Annotated in this window: 14 protein-coding genes; all 14 read right to left on the bottom strand. The window is 34.8% G+C overall.

Annotated elements, in window-relative coordinates:
- Positions 1 to 34: 34 nt before the first annotated feature.
- Positions 35 to 1525 carry a glycerol kinase GlpK gene (gene glpK, locus M3189_RS00505; protein WP_251630805.1) on the bottom strand — a complete coding sequence of 497 codons (1491 nt, stop codon included), beginning with the start codon at positions 1523 to 1525 and terminating at the stop codon, positions 35 to 37.
- A gap of 197 nt (positions 1526 to 1722) precedes the next feature.
- Complete coding sequence (locus M3189_RS00510; RefSeq protein ID WP_251630807.1) at positions 1723 to 2268, bottom strand: glycerol-3-phosphate responsive antiterminator; 546 nt, start codon at positions 2266 to 2268, stop codon at positions 1723 to 1725.
- A gap of 87 nt (positions 2269 to 2355) precedes the next feature.
- Positions 2356 to 3714, bottom strand: a complete 1359-nt coding sequence (locus tag M3189_RS00515; RefSeq protein WP_251630809.1) for an ABC transporter substrate-binding protein — start codon at positions 3712 to 3714, stop codon at positions 2356 to 2358.
- Positions 3715 to 3871: 157 nt separating this feature from the next.
- On the bottom strand, positions 3872 to 6280 hold the full coding sequence (locus tag M3189_RS00520; protein ID WP_251630811.1) for a glycoside hydrolase family 31 protein: 2409 nt from the start codon (positions 6278 to 6280) through the stop codon (positions 3872 to 3874).
- A 38-nt stretch (positions 6281 to 6318) separates the two neighbouring features.
- Positions 6319 to 7836 carry an MFS transporter gene (locus M3189_RS00525; protein WP_251630813.1) on the bottom strand — a complete coding sequence of 506 codons (1518 nt, stop codon included), beginning with the start codon at positions 7834 to 7836 and terminating at the stop codon, positions 6319 to 6321.
- A 329-nt stretch (positions 7837 to 8165) separates the two neighbouring features.
- Positions 8166 to 9704 carry a response regulator gene (locus M3189_RS00530; RefSeq protein WP_251630815.1) on the bottom strand — a complete coding sequence of 513 codons (1539 nt, stop codon included), beginning with the start codon at positions 9702 to 9704 and terminating at the stop codon, positions 8166 to 8168.
- Positions 9704 to 11461 (bottom strand): cache domain-containing sensor histidine kinase, encoded by a 1758-nt coding sequence (locus M3189_RS00535; RefSeq protein WP_251630817.1) that lies wholly within the window; start codon positions 11459 to 11461, stop codon positions 9704 to 9706. The genes M3189_RS00530 and M3189_RS00535 overlap by 1 nt, the downstream gene beginning before the upstream one ends.
- Positions 11451 to 11588: a hypothetical protein gene (locus tag M3189_RS00540; protein WP_251630819.1), complete on the bottom strand. Its 138-nt coding sequence runs from the start codon at positions 11586 to 11588 to the stop codon at positions 11451 to 11453. The genes M3189_RS00535 and M3189_RS00540 overlap by 11 nt, the downstream gene beginning before the upstream one ends.
- A gap of 548 nt (positions 11589 to 12136) precedes the next feature.
- Positions 12137 to 12442, bottom strand: a complete 306-nt coding sequence (locus M3189_RS00545) for a nucleotidyltransferase family protein (protein ID WP_251630821.1) — start codon at positions 12440 to 12442, stop codon at positions 12137 to 12139.
- A 174-nt stretch (positions 12443 to 12616) separates the two neighbouring features.
- Entirely contained in the window at positions 12617 to 13300 is a 684-nt protein-coding gene (locus M3189_RS00550; RefSeq protein WP_251630824.1) for an LrgB family protein, read from the bottom strand.
- The gene (locus M3189_RS00555) at positions 13278 to 13673 is read right to left on the bottom strand and encodes a CidA/LrgA family protein (protein WP_353057385.1); all 396 of its coding nucleotides are present in this window, start codon (positions 13671 to 13673) and stop codon (positions 13278 to 13280) included. The genes M3189_RS00550 and M3189_RS00555 overlap by 23 nt, the downstream gene beginning before the upstream one ends.
- A gap of 295 nt (positions 13674 to 13968) precedes the next feature.
- Positions 13969 to 15129, bottom strand: coding sequence for an ROK family transcriptional regulator (locus M3189_RS00560; protein WP_251630827.1), 1161 nt, complete (start codon positions 15127 to 15129; stop codon positions 13969 to 13971).
- Between the two features lie 80 nt (positions 15130 to 15209).
- Positions 15210 to 17468: a glycoside hydrolase family 2 protein gene (locus M3189_RS00565; RefSeq protein WP_251630829.1), complete on the bottom strand. Its 2259-nt coding sequence runs from the start codon at positions 17466 to 17468 to the stop codon at positions 15210 to 15212.
- A 72-nt stretch (positions 17469 to 17540) separates the two neighbouring features.
- Positions 17541 to 18287 (bottom strand): SDR family NAD(P)-dependent oxidoreductase, encoded by a 747-nt coding sequence (locus tag M3189_RS00570; protein WP_251630831.1) that lies wholly within the window; start codon positions 18285 to 18287, stop codon positions 17541 to 17543.
- Positions 18288 to 18461: the final 174 nt, after the last annotated feature.

Here is an 18461-nt window from a genome sequence, read left to right on the forward strand (position 1 = left end):
TTAGTATAACATTAAGTAAGGAAATTGAAAATAATTATTTAAAAGCCATTGTTGCTTTCACTGCTTTTTTCCAACCGTCAAATAATTTATTCCGATTTTCATCTGACATCTTTGGTAAGAACGTTCGGTCAACCGCCCATTGCTTGGCAATTTCCTCTTGGCTTTCCCAGAAGCCAACAGCAAGTCCTGCTAAATATGCTGCTCCTAATGCGGTAGTTTCATTTACAACTGGTCTTTCTACTGGAACATCCAAAATATCACTTTGGAACTCCATTAGGAAATTGTTTTTCACCGCCCCGCCATCAACACGGAGAGTTTTTAGTTCAATTCCAGAATCAGCTTCCATGGCAGATAGGACATCTTTAGTTTGGTATGCAAGTGATTCTAACGTAGCGCGAATTAAATGTTCCTTTGTGGTGCCACGGGTTAAACCAAAAACAGCACCTTGTACATCACTATCCCAATAAGGAGTTCCTAAGCCTACAAACGCGGGGACCATATAGACGCCATCATTGGAATCAACTTTTAATGCATATGCTTCACTATCCTTTGCATCTTTAAACATTCTTAACCCATCACGAAGCCACTGAATGGCAGAACCAGCCACAAAAATACTTCCCTCAAGTGCGTATTCTACTTTTCCATTCAGTCCCCATGCTATAGTAGTTAATAATCCATGCCCTGAGGGCACAGCTTTCTCACCAGTATTCTTTAACATAAAACAGCCGGTACCATATGTGTTTTTGGCCATTCCTTCGTCAAAGCACGCTTGTCCGAACAATGCAGCCTGCTGGTCACCAGCAACCCCTGATATTGGAATCTCATTCCCAAAAAAGTGATAATCAACCGTTTTTCCATAGACTTCAGATGATGGTCTAACCTCTGGCAGCATAGATTTAGGTACACCTAAAATATCCAATAATTCATCATCCCACTTTAATTCATAGATGTTGAACATTAAGGTTCGAGAAGCATTAGAATAATCTGTTACATGTGCACGGCCTCCGGATAGTTTCCAAACCAGCCATGTATCAACAGTACCAAATATTAATTTTCCTTGATCCGCTTTTTCACGTGCCCCTTCCACATGATCGAGGATCCATTTTACCTTTGTTCCTGAAAAGTAAGGATCAATTAACAGTCCAGTTTTGTCACGAAATAGGTCATTATAACCTTTTTCTCTCAAATCTTCACAAATCTCAGTTGTTTGTCTTGATTGCCAAACAATGGCATTATAAACTGGATGGCCTGTTTCCTTGTCCCAGACTATAGCTGTTTCGCGCTGGTTTGTAATCCCTATACCTGCAATTTGTTCAGGTTTAATTTCGGATTCTGATAAGACTTCAGCTACAACCGAAAGAATGGAACCCCAAATTTCATTAGGATTGTGTTCAACCCAGCCTGGCTTTGGAAAGTATTGCGTGATTTCCCTTTGTGCAGAATGAACAATTTCTCCATTTTTATTAAAAATAATTGCTCGTGAACTAGTTGTCCCCTGGTCTATCGATAAAATGTATTTTTCCACTATTCATTTCCTCCCAAAATATCATCTTATATATGAATATAAAAAAGGAGATTCACAAAACAGAATTAACCACAAAATGGGTCTCTGCGTGAATCTCCTACTCTCCGTCACATACTTTTAACTTGTTGAGGAAAGTATACAATTCTACTAAAACCCATGTCAACAACTTTTTTAACATGAGTATGTTGTTAATAGTTTTAAAAAAAACCCTCCCATAATTCTCTTTTTGAAGTCGTGATTGCTGTAGCTCCAGCCATTAGTGCCGCATCCACATCTTCAGAATTTCGAATCAGCCCCCCAGCCAAAATAGGTATTCCTACAATCTCCTTAACTTCAGCAATAATCTTCGGCATTGCCCCTGGAAGGACTTCAATGTAATCGGGCTGGGTTTTTTTTATTAATTTATAGCTTTTTTCAAGAGCATGACTATCAATTAGGAAAATTCTTTGTACAGCAATTACACCTTTTTGCTTTGCCTTTTGAATCACGCTAGATTTGGTTGAGATTAAGCCGTATGGCTTGAATTCTTGACAAATATACTCGGTGGCGTAATCATCATTTTTTATGCCATGGATTAAGTCCACATGGTATATCATTTTCTTTCCTTTTTCCTTAGCCATACTATTAATATGTTTTAACTGAGCAATATGCATATCTAAAAACACACCAATCTCGTAAGGACTTCTCAAAAAGGATTCGAATTCCTTCATATTAGAAGAGGCAGGGATGATTTTCTGGTTCATAACATTAATCCTTTCATCTCTGTTCTTATTATTTTATAGGTCATAAAACCCATCAAAATGGACCCTTGGCCTATGACTCAAGTTTGTTCAATAACTGGCTGAATGGTTTGATGATTGAAGGTCATCAGGTATCTCATTTCTCTTTTCACTCTGAATAGTTTGACTTGCCTCAATCGCTTCTTTAATTTTTTCTGCTACTACATTCATTGCTTCTTGTGAGGTTACTTCCCCATTTAGAGCTTTCATAATTGAGTCTCTCATATGAGAGGAAACCTGGGAAATGACCTCTTGATTTCGCCAATCTTCCGCTGCAATAACTGGCGTATTTTCTAATTCATTTGAAAATATTTTAAACATCTCTTTGCCATACTCGTAGTTTAATTCATTGTTATCTAATCTTGAACTTAACAACAGAGACTCTTGACTAAATTTAGCATTTACTTTTTTTGATGCTAAATATTTAATAAAATCAGCTGTTTCGTCTTCTACCTCTGTATTTTTAAAGCCCATGATATATTTTCCCCCTGGTACAGAAGAACGAATCTCTTTTTTTGGAAGATATGTTACCCCCCACTCAAAGTTCTCAATATCGCTATAGTTACTTAACATCCAGTTTCCAGATAAGTGAGCAGCAGCGTGTCCTGAGCGGAACACTTTAATTGGATCTTCCACACCTAACCAAACAGATTCAGGAATGATTGCCTCTTTATGAAGTTTAATAAAATAATCTAATGCTGCTACGCCTTTTTCATTATTGATTGCTGGTGCAGAACCATCTTCTGTCATGAGGCTTCCACCAAATTGATAAACTAAAGTGGAATATCTTCGAGGTGTAAAATCAACTAACAGCCCGTGTTTTGCCCCACCTTTTTCTTTTACAGTTTTAAGAGCTTCGGCAAATTCATCCCAGGTCCAAACTTCGTCAGGGGTTTGTGGAACTTGCACACCTGCTTTACTAAACAATGTTTTGTTATAGATGATGCAGTTTGCAGTAACATCCATCGGTGCTGCAATAATTTTATTCTCTTTTACATAATAAGGTTTAATTGCTGAGAGGAATTGAGAAGTAAATTCTTCCGCTCCCCCAACAAATGGTGTAAGATCTAATGCAAAATCTGCAAAATTCCCAGTATCTGTTATACGAGCTAATGCTGGAGGTTCTCCTCCTGCAATCATTCTTTTTAATTTTGTATCTAAATCTTGATATGCCACTTCTATTAAATTTATTTCAACATTTTGATTTTTTGCTTGATAATCCTTGATAATCTCTTTCATTACCTTTCCCTCGACACCGTCACTAAACCAAAGGAAATCCAAGGTAATTTTCTTTTCATTGTCTGTTCCGATTGTTTCTTTTTGACTCGGGTTGTTATCACAGGCTGATATTATAAATAAAAAAATCGATGTTATAAAAAAAATGGAAATCGTTTTCAATGATTGTTTCATAGGATGATACTTCCTTTTCTATAATGCTGCATTGGGGATGTGAAATACTTAAAATCCCACTATACATTATACAAAAAAAATACCCTATAGTTAGACTTTTTATGTATATCTATACTATAGGGCCTATTTAATAATGAGGGAGAAAATCCTTTAAATTTTATAGATAGTAAACAAAACTTCTATTATCTGTTTGTTGTAAAGGCTGTCCGTTCACCACTAGCTCCCGTGTTTCACCTTTTGGCAAATGGAATGTAATTTGCTTATATGACAACTCGAAGATCCCTTCTTTTTCTAATGAAACTTCCAATCGATTATTAGTTGTTTTCATGTGGACATGAAGTTTAGTATGCTTTTCTTGATAATTTGAAGAGATTCCGTCATCCTCGTACAATACATAATCTGATGTACCTGTTTGTTGATGAGGGAACAACTCAAACCCCCGTTCATCGTTTGTTTTTGTTAGAAATGAACAGTCTGCATCATTCACTGGAATGATACTGCCTGCTTTTACAAGGAACGGTGCATACGTTAATGGTGCAGGTATGGTTACAGTTTGTCCACTTTCATACCAGGTTGATGTATGATAATCGTACCACCCACCATCGTTCTCTGGTAAATATACTGTTCGCTCAGTAGCTCCTTCTTCTACCACAGATGTCACTAGTATTGAATCACCTAACATAAAATCATCACATTCTTCAAATGTCTTTTTATCTTGACCAAACTCGTAGAATGTTGGTTTAATAATAGGCTCATACTGATCGTGAGCATTGTATAACAAAGTATACAAATATGGAGTTAATCTGTGTCTAAACTTAATTAAATCTCTTATATGGGCCGCAGTTTCTTCATACATCCAAGGAACATTGACCGTTTGGTCGTCATTCCATGAATGAATCGTAAACCTAGGATAGAAAATTCCATTTTGCACCCAACGGACCAATAATTCCGGTGACGGAGCAGGACCGGAAAATCCGCCAATATCATGACCGATATTATATACACCTGATAAGCTTAAACCAACGGCCATTTTAATATTGTATTTTACGGTTTTCCAGCTGGTATAATTATCACCTGTCCATGTTTGAACATATCGCTGCATCCCTGGACTACCGGAACGTGAAATTAAATATGGTCTTACTGCTGGTGAAAATTCCTTTTGTGCCTCATAGGAAGCTTTCATCATTAATAATGGCTGTAAGGCACGTACAAGTTCAAAATTTACCTCTTGTCCAAACCCATTGCTTTTTACATTTTTCGTCCAAATTTCAAACTCATTGTTATCATTCCATGTAGAATCAATACCATATTCCAGTAATGCTTCTGTTACCTTCTTTTTCCACCATACATAAGTGTCTTTATTTGTAAAATCCAAATAGGCTCCAACTTCATCCCAAAACTGTGCCATTTCAGGTGTTTTGCCATCTTCCGATTTAATAAACATCCCTTTATCTTCTAAATCTTTGAATAATGGGTGGTCTTTTAACAAGCAAGGTTTAATGTTGGCACAAAGATGCACATTCTTTTCATGATATCCATCTGTGAACCCTTTAGGGTCTGGAAACTTATCTCTATTCCAGTTAAATACATAACGTTTATCCCCAATAGACGTATAGCCTGATGATAATTGGAACGAATCACAAATAATATCATGTTCTTCACATAATTGCAGGAATTCATTTAATCTTTCTTGGGATTTCGGTAAATCTGTATATGTCATCGTAGATCCCGAATAGCCCAAGCTCCATTTTGGCTGGAAAATCGGTTTCCCGGTTAACCAAGTGTATCTTTTTACAACATCCTTTACTTCCGGACCAGCAATGATATAGTAATCTAAATCTCCGGCATCTGATTGGAAATAGCGATACCAGCCATGATAATTATCCATTTCATTGCCCATATCAAATACTGCTTTTGACATATTATCGTAAAATATTCCAAATGAAATATTTGTCTTATCACTTCGGGTGATATAAAACGGGATATGTTTGTACAATGGGTCAGTATATTGGGCATCGTAACCCATTGGATCAACGTTTAACATACGATAGCGCTTACCGTAGCGGTCGGTTTCGCCAGCCTTTTCCCCTAAACCGTAATAACTTTCTTCTCTCGTTCTCTCGATATAATGGAATATTCCTTCACCTAATGAACCATCAAAATTATAGGCTTGTGTTTTTCGGTCATTCATAAAATGAATATAATCTGATGTTTCTAAATCCTTATAATACCAATGTATATTGAATCCATTTAGATTAATTTCAACTTTTAATGTTGATGTTTCAATATAAAATACTTCTTCTTTTTCGTACGAATCAAAGTCTGGCAGACTAAATGGACTAAGATCCAAACGGTTTCTACCTTCCATTGGGACATCTTCCATCCCCGGTGCCACTAACCAAGTTTGTGGCAGCTGTAGCTTTTCACCCTCTGTCATCAAAACACGAACTATATCATTTTCTAAAACAAACACTCTAGCAATTAAATTACTTTGATTTAATTTAAAAGATAAACAATTATTGTCTAGATTGATAAACTTGAACATATATTTTTCACGGATTGACATAATTTTTTCACCTTACGCTTTCTTGAGAGTGTCTAAACTCATGCAGATTTTATTTTGCCTTCATTATTATCCTTCCAGATATCCTCATACTTAAATCCAGTAAGATCTTCAACAACTTCTTTTGTTTGTGGATCCACTTTATTCTTTGAACCATTATTTTTTAATCTATCAATTTCATCGACTAATATTTTATGAGTTTGTTTATTTAATTTAAAAGTGAAAACCACTAGTAATGCTGCAACAAGAAGTACTGAAGCGCCAATGACCATAGTATAGACGATGGTATGAACTGCCTCTGCTGTTTGTGTTTTTTCTCCTGCAACAAAACCGCCCCATTGTAGTACAAGTCCCACAACCATAGTAGCCAATGCAACAGACGTTTTTCTGGCGAATGTCATAACTGCTGCAAACAATCCTTCTCGTCTTTGTCGCGTTACAATCTCGTCAATATCCGGAATGAAAGGGAATACATTCCACGGTGTAAAGTCTAAAATTGCTCTGCCAACTTGATAAAAAGCAGCAATCACAAACAGCATGACCACCATTGAATCAGGCTTAGTTAAATAGACTACATAAAAGGCTCCCAAACAAATAAGCATTACGGAATAGGAGATTTTATACAGATTACCAGGGCCAACTTTTATCATTAAGAAACCAGCTACCAGCATAATAGGCACCCCAATTATACTGAGTGATAGTAAGTCTGCAGCAAGTGATGATGAAATGCTTAGAGCAAACACACAGAAATAAACAAAAACAGCATTAAATACGTCTTTAGCAGTAAACGATAATAAATAGATCGCTAAATGTTTACGAAAGCTTCTTATTTTTAAGGTAGTTCCATATTCCTTTAATACAGATCCAATCGTACTAAGTGTTTCACCAAAACTTTTAGATTTGCTAGATTGTGCGATAAATTCTCTTTCTTCTTCAGGTGTAAGCTTCTTTTCCCACGTTACTTTATAAGAGATAAAGATACATATTGCAAAAAGTATGGCAAAAAATACAGCATTGATAAAATAAGCGTACGCATTATTTTCACCAAAGTAAGAAATTAAACGTGCAGGAACAAAAGTGGCTAAAAATACACCTGTACCAGACATAAACATTCTTGCTGTGGATAATTTCGTTCTTTCATTAAAATCTTTTGTCATTTCGGATGGCAGCGTTTCCCATGGAATTAATACTAAAGCCATAACGATTTCAAACAACAAATAGCTTAATAGATAGTACCAATAATTCATTCCTGTAAACCAGAGCAACACATATGTGGCCATTAGCGGCGAACCAATTAATAGAAAGAAACGGCGTCTGCCAAACTTTCTTCCCAATTTAAACTTATAGAAGTTATCTGTGATACTGCCGATAGATAAGCTAACTATCGCATCCACGACACGAGCAATTGCAATAATGGAGGCACCTTCAACAGGAGTTAAACCTACAAATGTTGTATAGTAATACATTAACCAAGCAGCAATAACGGTGAAAGCACCTCCACCCATTATGTCCGTTAACCCATAACCAACGGCTCTAGGTATGGTAATCTTTTTCTTCATAGTTGTCATATAATCCCCTTCTCTCTCCTCATAAAATTTAACTACTTTTCTCCCTTTCTCCAGCCAACGATTTATTAGAGTTTATAAAAATTTGGTACAATGTATCTTTTTGTATATTCCCTCCTGCAATTGCAATCCCTTACAAAAGTATTTGAAAGTGCTTTCTTGTTTATTATTTTACCTGACAGTCATAAGAGAAAAAGGTTGAAATTATTGATGTAGTTGTTGAAAATATTGACTACCGTTAATAAAAAAGCCGCATGCACATGAATTTCATGTGATACGGCCATGAGGGAGAAAGGTTGAATTTTTGATGTTGAAATATTTGACTACCTACTTTTTTTATATTCAGAAGGTGTTGTTCTCATAATTTTCTTAAAAACTTGACCAAAATATCTTGCATCAAGAAATCCTACCATTAATGAGACTTCGTTCGCTTTCAAATCAGTAGTAGTTAAGAGCTTTTGTGCCACCTCAATCCGTTTTTCTGTTAAGAAATTACTAAGATTTTCCCCCGTATCCCTTTTAAAGGTCCGGCTTAAATAACTAACACTAACATCAAGTTGTTCTGCAATAAACTGTGCATTTATATCTGGATTCGCATAATGTTGTTCAATAATTCGCTTTGCCTGCTCAACTACACCTATGTTATTTTTATTCATTGTTTCGTAAAGATGTTTTTTTACCTTCACACAGGTTTGCTTCATAAATTCAAGTAGTTGATCAAAGGTTTTACACCGTTCAAGTTGTTCATATCCAACGGTCATTGAAAAATTTTTATCCCATTTTGCAACGACTAACCCTAGTTTAATTAATAACTCTAAGCAAAGATTTAATACTAACTGTCTATCAAATGTGTATTTTAGCTCCTTGAATAGTGCCTCAATTTCAAGCAGAATCTTCTCAAGTTCCCATTCTTCAAACTTTTCAATAAAGCTCGATAATTTTGCTGAGAAATTATTGTTATAAAGTTTTGTGCTAGTTTCAGAATAAATATGAATTTTTCCTTTCCCAACAAAATAACTCCGTGATAATGCTGTGATAGTTTGTAAGTAAGAGGAGTGTAAGGTGTTGATAGAAGTAAACATTCCTCCAATACCAATTGAAACATGAGTGCGATCCTCAAAAGAAAAATAACTCAATATATTCTCAGCAATATCTTTTAATCGTGTTTCTACCACTTTATCTGGCATTAATAATGAGAATGAAGGTATTACCAAAAGTTGTTGATCATGCGTTACAAATCTTGCTTCCATATTTTTTGTTCGTAATAAGTCCTTAATTGATTTTAAAACACTATCATTTTGTGTATCACTATCCATTTCTACTGTTACCACGGCACCTTTTCCAGGCGTAAGATCGATGCTTTGTTTAATATTTTGTGGTACTATCCCCTTAACCGTCATTTCATATAATATTGATTGTTCAATAATGGGAATACTCTCTTGAAGAGCATTTTCCAAATATTCATAGTTTTTCTCTTTATCTCTTTTTTGTTCTATGGTATTTACAGCATTTTTAATCACTACCATTACTTCTTCGACGACTGTTGGTTTAAGTAAATAATCATAAACGCCATATTTAAAGGCTTCTTTAGCAAATGTAAACTCATCATATCCTGACAAGAGAATCATTAAGATTTCTTTATGATTTTGATGAACGAACTCTGCCAATTCTAGGCCTGTATGTCCTGGCATAACAATATCAGACACTACTATATCTGGCTTAAGTTCATTAATTAGTTTTTTTCCTTCGTAACCATTCGACGCCATTCCACAAATTTCGCAACCAAGGGCTGGCCAATCGATTTTTTCAGATAATCCTTTACTAATAAATGGTTCATCGTCAATAATAAGTACTTTCAACATCAGGCTCCCTCCCTTCTTATAGGTAAAGTCAGCTCAAACGAGGTTCCGACGTTAAGATTACTTTCAATCTTTAAACCATTATCATCACCAAATAATAATTGAATCCGGTTTTGAACATTTAATATCCCATTTCCTGTTCCTCTGTTGTCATCAAGATTTACATATCTACCCTTTGAAAGAGAGGCTACAGTATTTTCATCCATACCTACTCCATTATCTAAAACTTCAATGTGTAATTTATTATTTTTTATTTTGGCATTGATAAATAAATATCCGTTACCAATTTTCTTTTCAATTCCATGAATCATAGAATTTTCAACGATTGGCTGCAGAATCAGTTTTGGAACTAAACAATTTTTAGCCTCTGGATCAACGTTAACAGAATAATGAATTCTGTCTTGAAACCTAATTTTTTGAATCGTCATATAATCATCAATATAATAAATCTCTTCTTCGAGTCTAATGAACTCCCCATTATTAGTAATACTTTTTTTCAACAGCCTGCTTAATGAGGTTGTCATTTTACTAACTTCATCTGATTTCCCAAATTGTGCCATCCAATTAATTGTGTCTAGAGTATTATAAAGAAAATGTGGATTTATTTGGGCTCGAAGTGCTCTTAGCTGTGCGTCTTTTTCATTTATATCCTTCTGATAGATGTCCGAAATCAAGTTGTTAATTTTACTCATCATTCTATTAAAGCTTTCGCCAACTCTTCCAAGCTCATCCGAACGGTCGATTTGAAGCTGAACATTGAAGTTATCTTTTTCAACCTCATCCATTACCAAACTTAATTTATTTAAAGGTCTAACAATATAATTAGTACTTATCCAAATAATAATGATTCCAATAATGATCGCTACTATTCCAATTAGAAAGATGGTCTTACCAATAAGTGCAGGACCTTCCGAAATCTCTTTCAAACTTATTATAGAAATGATTTTCCACCCTGTTAATTCAGATTGATAATTGTTTATTATCATTTTCCCAGAATCCGGGATTTCAATTAATGTATCGGTATTGGCTAAATGTTTAGATGAATTTGACAGCCATGAGGTAACGGCTCTTAATTCCTTATCATTTGAATTAGATATAACCACATTATTTTCTTTATCCAGTATAATGATATGTCTTTCTTCAGTTGGATCAAATTTCTGAATCCGCTCCTGTAAATATGCTTTATCCATAGACATTGTTAGATAACCAATGACTTTCATTTTATAAGAGTGTATATCGTAAATTGTCCGATTAGCTGTAATCACAGACTTCTCAACGCTCCAAGTGACTTTTCCACTTGAATCATAGATCTCGGGACGTAATGTATTAAAAAATTCATAGTTATTGTTATTAACACTTCTTCTTAAATTGACTCTTAATCCTTCAGTGTCATAAAGATAGACAAGATCGACTTCATTGAACATAACTGTTTCATCTGTTATTTTGGATAATAAGTTTTTATTTAAGAGGTTTTTTTCTTTACTATTTTGGTATGCATCTGGCAATATCCCTTGTACATCATTGTTGAAAGTTACACCATCCATCACACGATTAAAGGATTCCACCATATTATCTATACTTTTACTAATTTGCATGACCATTACAGTATTATATCTAATTGCCTCATTAATCTGGATTTTTATAGCAATTGTATAGGTAATAATTGCAGTCAATCCAATTATTAGACTGATACTTAGAGCATTCTGGAATAACAATTGATTTTTCAAATGGCGAAATCTTAAGAAACGATTAAACTTCATATTCCTGCACCGTGTCTTCCAGTTCATATAAAAATTTTTTAAAAGATACCTTTGCTTTTATATTTAAAACTTCAAGATGCTTACTAAATTCACTTAGTTTATAAAATCCTTGAAGTAATCCCTTCATCCTTATTCTCCTTTTTAGAGCACTTCTATTATGAAAACCATATTATTTATCTTAATATAACAAAATTCACTCAAATAGATAAGTGCTTGACACCTTCCAATAACTTAACAAAATTGTTGTTGTATATTATTTGCCCTGTGGGTGTGGGTAACCAGAATTGCCGAAAATTTGCCGAAATACTCAGTAATACCTAATTAATTTAATTGTATTGGATTTATTTTAAATCACAAAAAGGCTTGATAAATTAGCAACTTGTAAAGTTTATTACCGTCAATATTACCATTTTCATACTTTTCCTAAACTGTAGGTCGGAGGTTCGAATCCTCTTCGGGACGTCAAAAAGCCTTGATTGTTTTTTCAAGGCTTTTTATATTTTGTTAATGAATAGTAAATGAAGATTAAAAGTGCCCTGCACTTTCTTTGGTTCAGGTGGTCCATGTTATCTCTATGCAAGTAACAGGCTTTAATGTGTTTAATAAAACGTGTGAATAGGGTCAATGCAAAATAACTCGGTATTTTGGTATCTTCCATGTACTTCTAAAAACACTCTAGGCTCCACCTGCATATTTCACGCTCCTTAAAATACTAGGTTTCAACGCTGGCTTTATATCATCGATTATTACCAAATCTACTGGTTTTCGAAATCGGTCTTCAAGATTGAATTTTAATTCAATGTAGTTATCAAAAGACAATTTAGAAGGGTCAAATTCGACTAACACGTCAATATCACTGCTATCTTTTTGTTCTTCTCGGCTATAAGACCCAAATATACCAATTCGTTTTACACCGTATTTTTCTTTCCACGCATTTAAATTTTTCGATAATTCTTCTAGGATTTCTTGTTGTGATAGCATCAATATCACCACCATTTATTTCATTTGTGTTATTATACCCATCTTTTATATATTCTCCAAAGAATGGAAAAAGCCTTGTTTCTAATCAAGGCTTCTTATTTATATATTTTTATAATTCAAAAGCAATACAAGATGTTGTTTACTATCTATCAACTTAGTGGGTGGTTAATCATATTAATTAAACAGTTTGTAAATCAGTGGAAGAATTATAGAGGTAAGAATTGCAGCGGCACCCATTGCTACACTGGACACAGCTCCTTGTAATCTACCTTCTGTTACCGCCTGGCTAGTACCGATACCATGTGACACAGTTCCAATTCCCAGACCGCGTGAGATTGGATCGTGAATCTTAAATAATGTTAAGCACAGTGAGCCAAAGGCAGCTCCAAAGATTCCTGCAGTAATCACAAGTACTGCAGCTAATGTCGGATCTCCACCAATAATAGGAACGATTTCAATTGCCACTGGGGTCGTAACTGCCTTAACAGCAGAAGTAGCCTGTATCCTTTCTGAAAGATTAAGCATCTTTGAGATCCCTATAGCAGAAGCTATTGTAGCAAGACTCCCTACAGTTAACCCTACAGAAACTTGTATGGCTTTTTCCCTAATTACGAGGCGATTTTTGTACATAGGAACAGCCAGCGCTACTGTCGCAGGACCCAGCAAGTAAGTTAACCATTCTTTAGCCGGTGTATATTGTTCATAATTTATATCCACTATCCTTAAAACGATTATAACTAAAATCGTTGTTAACAATACTGGAGTCGTAAAAGGGTTGGAGATGTGTCTATATAAAACCCTTGGACCGATATAGATAAGTAAAGTTAAACTAATATTAAATAGAGTCAGACCGTACATGTTTCTTAGTCCCCTTCGATGATAAGTATTGTGTGATTCCAGAAGTTACAACTAATCCTATCACCGTACTACCAACGATCATAAGAAGTAATTTCCATCCACTCGTTTTAATTAAATCACCATAAGTCATTAAACCCACCGCATATGGAACAAAAAATAATGCAAGGTGTTTGATAAGATACTCTGCAGCCTTTTCAATATAGTTTAATTTTACTATTTTCATAGATAAGCATATGAATAATAGAATCATTCCCAGGACACTGCCGGGTATAGGCAGGTTTATTAATTGAACTATGTAATTAGATACACTATAAATGGCAAGTAGAATAAGCAATTGCGTCAAAAAGAGAACAGCATTTTTCATGTAATTCATCTTCCTTTCGTGATGACTGAAACTGTAGATAAAGACACATTTTTCTTATTTTCTATTATATAATAAAAATATTCTAAATCGATTAGTAAATATAAGCGCAACAACCATATATAGAAAATATTTTAACTGAAGTTGGATCAAAAAAATAAAAGATGGAATAGAAGAAGTATCTTTAGAAATTGGGCTCTATGTCATTTTCCAGTCAAGCAAGACAAACATTTGTCCTAGCTTTTTACTAACCTATCTGAATTAACCCGACAGGAATTTGTCGGGTTAATTTAAATATTCCTATTTTTTAAGCAACAGGTAAGCTTAACTCAGGGATTTCTAAAAATTTCTTTATAGCTAGTGCACAGGCACCCATGACACATGCATGTGTTCCAAGTTTTGATAATAATATTTCTTTATAACTACTAATCGAGGAGGTTAATTTCATTTTAATTTTACTTTCTGCATCAGGAATTAGTTTCAATAGTTCGCTATTTAATACCAACGTCTCGGGGTTTAGCAAATTAATAATATTATTTAGACCGACTACGATATACTTAATATATTCATCAATTTCATTCATGACTACTGGGTCTCTATCATTAATAAAATTTTTGATATCCCTATAGTTCAGTTTTGATTGACCAATTTTTTTCGATAATTGTTTAAAGAAGCTGCCTTCAGAAGCATACAGCTCCCAGCAACCAGAATTCCCACAATTACAAGATTTGCCATCAGGATTGATAATCATGTGACCAATTTCTCCTGTATAACCAAGATACCCTTTTACCAATTCTCCATTCATCAAGACTCCTAGACCTATTCCAGAATACATATTAATACTGATTAAATTCTCACTTGTATGGCAACTAAATACTTTTTCTGCAAATGCACATAAATTCGCATTATTTTCAATCGTTACTGCCAAATCTAAATGTTGCTCAAGGTCTTTCTTTAGGTTCATATTTTGCCATTTATGCTGTGGAACAAAACCTATGGTTTCATCATTCTTTACAGTTCCATGGATTCCAATTACCACACCCACAATTCCATAACGACTTTGAAAATATGTTTCCTTATACTTATTAATTTGGCTTATTAAGATTTGAAGAACCTCATCATAGTTCGAGTTTCCTAACTCTACTTTATCGGAATGAATTGGTTTTCCTATTAAATCAGATACAGTAAATGTAATATCCCGATAGTCCAAATCAATTCCTATTGCATAACCGGCATGGTAATTGAGAGAAAGCATGATTGGCTTTCTCCCAACATTGTAATACTCCTGATGGGTCTCAATGAGTAATCCTTCTTCAATTAAATGTGATACTTGTGTTGATATAGTTGCCTTTGTTAACTTAGTTATATTAGCTAATTCTACCCTCGAAATCATTCCATGTTTTATAATGTTAGCTAATATTACACTTTTATTGATTTTCTTCATATGAGCAGGAACAGCAATTTCCATAAAAATTACCTTCTATTCTAATGGATATCTAACTCAAACCATTTTCAATTAATTGAAACAGTTAAGAAAAAGGAAATATATTAAATTGAATAGTTTTCTTCTTTTAGCTCAACAACTATATCGTTCACTTTCTTGACTCGATTTAAAGATTTGTTGACTTCAACAACCATTGACTTCGGAATAGATCCACCTGCTTGCTTAATCAGAGCTTCAACCGTCATGGCATTCATAGCTTTTGCCATGGATTTCGATTGTTTAACTTTTTTTGCGACGTCTCCACGCTTGGACTTTACATAAAATATCATATCATCTAAAATTTTGGCTGCTTCTGTGGATTTCCGTATATCTGCCATGACATCCTTAATAGAATAATAGCCTTCTGGACAATTCATGTCTGGCTCATCAAACCAATTAATAACTTCTCTTCCCTCTAACTGATAAGCCTTATTTGGTTCTGGCACTTTACATATGGTGATTTCATCTGAACAATTACCTGCTTTTACTTCAATTCTATGGTTACCCTGTAGTTTCAGTTTGAATGTAAATACTTTTTCACCACTTTGCTTATCTACAAGCTCTCCGTTATTATAAAGTTCAACACTGTTATAATTTGAATAGACCTTCACTTCCGTTTCTTCTTCATGACGTTCTATATAATTTCTTCCACATAAATGTACAAAGGGTTCTTTACTCCAATATGCCTTATAGAGATAGAACGTATCTTTCTTATATTTTCTATCAAAAGTAACAAGTCCCTTTTGGTTTATTCCGTTCTTGCCGCCCTCATCACGACCGTCTGCTGCAAAGTCAAACATATTCCACACATGAGTCGACCAAAGATATGGACGTTCTGCACTCATTTTTATCAAATGCTCATGATATACACACTGGTATTGTTCCGAATAATCTCCTTTCTCAGGCATTGCAGATTGTAATCTAGGATTAGCATCTGCTCCGTACTCAGCTAAACCAACAATTGTATCTGGATATTTTTTATGGAAGTCATCAAAAAATACGTCATTATCAGTCACGTCCCCTAAGTACCACCCATAATAAAGATTGTAGGACATAACATCAGGTAAAAATACCAAAGGTTCATCAATTTCAAGCATAAAAGCATGAGCCATAGTGGTTGGTCTAGTATGGTCCATTTTATGTGCCAAATCATTTAATATCTTATGATTCTCCATCAGATCATCTGTTACACCAGTAACGGAAATCTCATTCGATAATCCCCAACAAATAATAGACGGATGATTAAAATTCTGTACGATTAATTCTTTCATTTGACTAATTGTATTCTCTCTGCCATTTGGCATGTGTTCAGTAATGTAAGGTATTTCAGCCCAAACGATCATTCCATATTCGTCGCATAAGTCATAAAAGTACTGGTCATGTTGATAATGTGCGAGACGGATAGTATTTGCACCTATTTCCTTTATAAGTTCCATGTCCTCTTGCATCATTTCTTTCGTTATGGCGTTTCCAACACCTATTCTATCTTGGTGACGAGATACACCCCTAAGAGGATAAGACCTGCCGTTTAAGAAAAATCCTTTATCCTTGTCAAACGAAAAAGTTCTGCAGCCAAAACGGCTATCAACCTGATCAATGACGTGACCATTTTTGATAAGTTCTGCTTTTGCTTGATATAAATATGGATCCTCCACTCCATCCCATAAGTGAACTTCTGAAACTATCAAACTACCAGAAGCAACTCCATCTAAAACAGGTACTTCTACATTTCCCACACCTGCGATTGTATAACGAACAACTTCAGCTTCCCCTGAAATATATGATTTTAAAGTTACAACTGCAGTTTTCTCATTTATCTCGGAAGATATTTGAAATCCATCCCCTCCAAAATAATCCATATCAAAATGGCTGTTAGGCACGATCACTATGTATACATCCCGATATATCCCACCATAAAACGTGAAATCCGCCATCTGCGGGTATACCCTATCATTAGGTCCATTATCAACAGAAACTACCAGCTCATTTTCTTCTTGCAAGGCGTCTGTTATGTTTATTCTAAAAGTAGAATAACCTCCATCATGTGTACATAATTTATGATTATTCACCCAAACTTCTGCTGTAGAATTTGCACCTCTAAATTCCAGATATAACTGATCACCATTATTTAATACTGGTTTAGAAAAAGTCTTACCATACCAGCAAGTACCCCTGTAATAATCATTCCCTCCATCTTGCCCATCAATGGCATTCCATGTATGAGGAATATTAACTTTTTCACCTGGTGCTGTAAATACTTCCGTGGCTCCAACATTTTCCTTTACAAATTTCCAATTTTCATTAATAAGTATTGTTTTTCTCATCCTAACTCCTCCTAAATCTTTCATCACTTATCGATTATCATAGTTATCAATTCTGTTCATGCTTTCACATTTTTACAGTTCCGCTAATTGTCCTCCATCCAAAATATATTCTGACCCCGTTGAGAAGCTGGAGTCTGAAGATGCTAAGAACATAACAAGCTTTGATACTTCTTCCGGTTGTGCTGCCCGTTTCATTGGAATTTCTTTGGAAAGATGTTCTATAATCTCTTCTGCACCTTTCTGTACAGTCATAGGAGTTAAAATAAGACCAGGATGAACCGTATTTACTCTAATACCTTCGCTAGCCATTTCTAGAGCTACTGCTTTTGTCATACCACGAAGTGCAAACTTAGAACCTGAATAAGCTACGGAGCCGTGACTTGAGCCTCGGAAACCAGCTAAGGAAGAAATATTGATAATGGAACCGTCTTTTGTTTTACGCATTGAAGGTAACACACTTTTCATTCCTAGAAATACGGAAACCTGATTTATATCAATGACTTTACGATATTCTTCCTCCGACATTTCTAGTATAGATTTCATTAAAACAATACCTGCGTTGTTAACTAAAACATGGATTGGGCCAAATGTATTCTCAATATCATCTACGACCGCTTCCCATTCTGCCTGATTGGTTACATCATGATGATAAAACTTCACTTGTTCACCAAGTTCCGCAGCTAACTTTTCTCCTTCTTCTACTAAAATATCGGAAATAGCAACACTTGCTCCTTCTTTAACAAATGCTCGAGCGTGAGCTGCCCCCATACCTCTTGCACCACCAGTAATTAAAACTACCTTGCCATCAAATTTCCCCATAAAACCCCTCCAATTAACTTAACCTACCTTTTATGTTAATTCTTAAACAACAAATATTGTAGTTTAGTACTTTTTTTATTAACATTTTATTAGTATCTATGAATTTACCAATAGAATTTTATATTTTTTAAAACTAAGAAAAATCGATTAAGGAGCACTGTTGATTTATTGTCC

The organism is Neobacillus niacini, assembly GCF_023715415.1.
In the GTDB taxonomy this organism is placed as follows: Bacteria; Bacillota; Bacilli; order Bacillales; family Cytobacillaceae; genus Neobacillus; species Neobacillus niacini_C.